The organism is Lactococcus ileimucosae (assembly GCF_943193185.1).
In the GTDB taxonomy this organism is placed as follows: domain Bacteria; phylum Bacillota; class Bacilli; order Lactobacillales; family Streptococcaceae; genus Lactococcus; species Lactococcus ileimucosae.
This window is the reverse complement of the sequence record NZ_CALPDE010000045.1, coordinates 1-2,182: the sequence shown is the minus strand read 5'-3', so window position 1 is coordinate 2,182 and position 2,182 is coordinate 1. Positions and strand designations below refer to the sequence as shown.

Annotated in this window: 1 protein-coding gene and 1 pseudogene; one reads left to right on the top strand and one right to left on the bottom strand. The window is 59.3% G+C overall.

Translation table 11 applies throughout. The features are described 5' to 3' along the window. Positions 1-311: 311 nt before the first annotated feature. Positions 312-1,673, bottom strand: a complete 1,362-nt coding sequence (locus tag NFR51_RS10915; RefSeq protein ID WP_016915294.1) for an IS1380 family transposase — start codon at positions 1,671-1,673, stop codon at positions 312-314. 310 nt (positions 1,674-1,983) lie between these two features. Between NFR51_RS10915 and NFR51_RS10910 the strand changes: the two are divergent. Then, a pseudogene (locus tag NFR51_RS10910) lies at positions 1,984-2,085 on the top strand (IS5/IS1182 family transposase); the annotation flags it as partial. Positions 2,086-2,182: the final 97 nt, after the last annotated feature.

Sequence of the window (2,182 nt, the reverse complement as noted above, 5' to 3'; positions counted from 1 at the left end):
CACTCATGATAGCCTAAGCAATACTAAAGGTTCTATCGAAGGTTCCTTACATCCAGGCTCAGGAGTTCTCATGACAAGAACCTGAATCCGTGAAGCCGGCGCCGACACTTTCCCTATCACCGCCAGCGAGCACTTTTTGATCATTCGCCCCGTGCAAGTTGGCTTTCGCAAGCCCGTTATTGCCAAAACCCACCGTGCTGATCGGTGCTGACGGCCCGTTTTGTCATGCCTTTCCACCCGCCAGGCACGACATATCTGGCGATCGCGTGTCGCTTGGAACTGCTTGTGGATAGAGTGTCGCCGATTGACGGTCAGCATGGCGTTCCTCGTGGATAACGCAGTCGGCTCCGCAGCGTCTTGAGCACCGTCATGCGCCCGATATCCTGCCCGACGTCGAGGATGATCTGCCGTGCCTTGTGAATCACGAGAGCCGCACGGTGCACCAGCTCTTGTAGCACGGTGCGCAGCCGGCGCCGCTTGGCCGGGTGGCGAACCGGGCTCAGCTCGCCGGTCATGCCCAGCTGTCCCATCAGGCGCAGGATGTTGTAGGCCAACTGGGCGAGATGCAGGATCAGATCGTTGGTGGCGAACTTGCCGGACGGCAAGCGCTCCAGGTCGAGATCGGTCTTGATCTCGCTGTGAAACTGCTCATGGGTGGCATGCGCCTGGTAGCGCTTGATCACCGCCTCCGGCGCCTCGTCCAGGCTGGTCCACCAGCCTTCCAACTCATAGTCCGGTTCGAGCAGCAACTGGCCATCGCGATCGGCGGTGCGCTCTACCAGGCGCATCACGCGTTGGACGACGTATTCGGTCTTGTTGTCGTCGTGGATCGAGACGGTCTGCGGCCACAGCGCCTGGCGCTTGCCAGGACGCAGCTCTTCCCAGTAGTCCGCCGCCACCGCCAGCCAGGTATCTCGATCAGCCGTGGCCGAGCCGCGCGGGTTCCATTTGACGACATAGTCGAGCCGGCGCCCCTCGTCGGCAAAGACCTGGCGTTGCTGTTCGAGAAGCGCCAGGTGCGCCTGGCTGTCGAAGCCGCTGTCCTCGCGTAACAGGATCGGTTGCCTGGTCAGGCATTGGGCGCGAGGCAGTACCCGCTCCAGGAAGGCGTTGCTCTCCTTCATGGTGTGCTGCTTGCCAGGCCGCAGTTCCAGACCCAGGCACCACCCTTCGTTGCCCAGATAGGCGGCGATCGGGGTGTAGCCATCGACCTTCTGGTAGGTCCGCGAGACGCCTTCCTTCTTCGAGTTGCTGTTGTCCATGACGAAGGTGTCGATGTCCAGGCAGACGTGCGTCGTCTCGGCGGTGATCGGTGCTTCGATCAGTGACAGCAGGGTCGTGGACCAGGTGGCGGTGCGCGCCTGCAGGTCGTTGGCGGCAAGTTTCTCCAGCCGCTGTCGCAGCGTCGCCGCGCTCGGCACCTTCTGCAGGGTCAGCAGTTGTTGGAAGGGCTTGTCGCGGCGGAAGTTCTCGACAGCGTCATAGTCGCTCATGCCCAGACACAGCAGGCCCAGGTAGCTCTTGATCACGTCACTGGTGCGCATGCCCAGCGTGGTGGGGAAGCGGCTGTCGATGCTGTCGACGCCAGCGATCTCGAAGCATTGCCCGATGATGGACAGCCCGGCGTGGCTGGTGAGGGTGCGGCGACTGGCGCGGAACTTTATGTTGGGCATGGCACTGTCTGGGTGAATGGCGATAATGGCTATATTGCCATGCAGGTCAGTGGGTTAGAAGTGCTTCCGGGGGCCGGTCTCACGGATTCAGGTATATGACTAGTAGCTCATCTATCGTTTGATATTGAATCATTTTATGAGCAAATGAAAATAACATTTCCCTGCCCCACCCAATATTCTGGCCAACCTCTCTCGGCACTTCTGAAAACGCTTAAGGAAACGCTGCATAAATCCCGTCGGAGCTGCCTCATAGCCACCGACGAGGTAAAATCTGACCTGTCGTCCAACACCCGCTGACAGAGCCACTCCGATGAAACAGATCTCATTCGCCCAGGCTGAGCACCAGAACAAGAAGAAGGTCACCCGCCGCGAGCGGTTTCTTGCCAGGATGGAGAAGCTGGTGCCGTGGCAACCGCGGGCATTTGTGTGTTTCCATCATGAACGCCGTTTACCTGCTTAGCTCAAAAAGTTCTATAGTGAAGGGCGGTAAAGTCATATAAGGTATGAAA

Coding starts and splice junctions, on each gene's coding strand:
- NFR51_RS10915 (WP_016915294.1), bottom strand. CDS start 1,673: ATGCCCAACATAAAGTTCCGCGCCAGTCGCCGCACCCTCACCAGCCAC.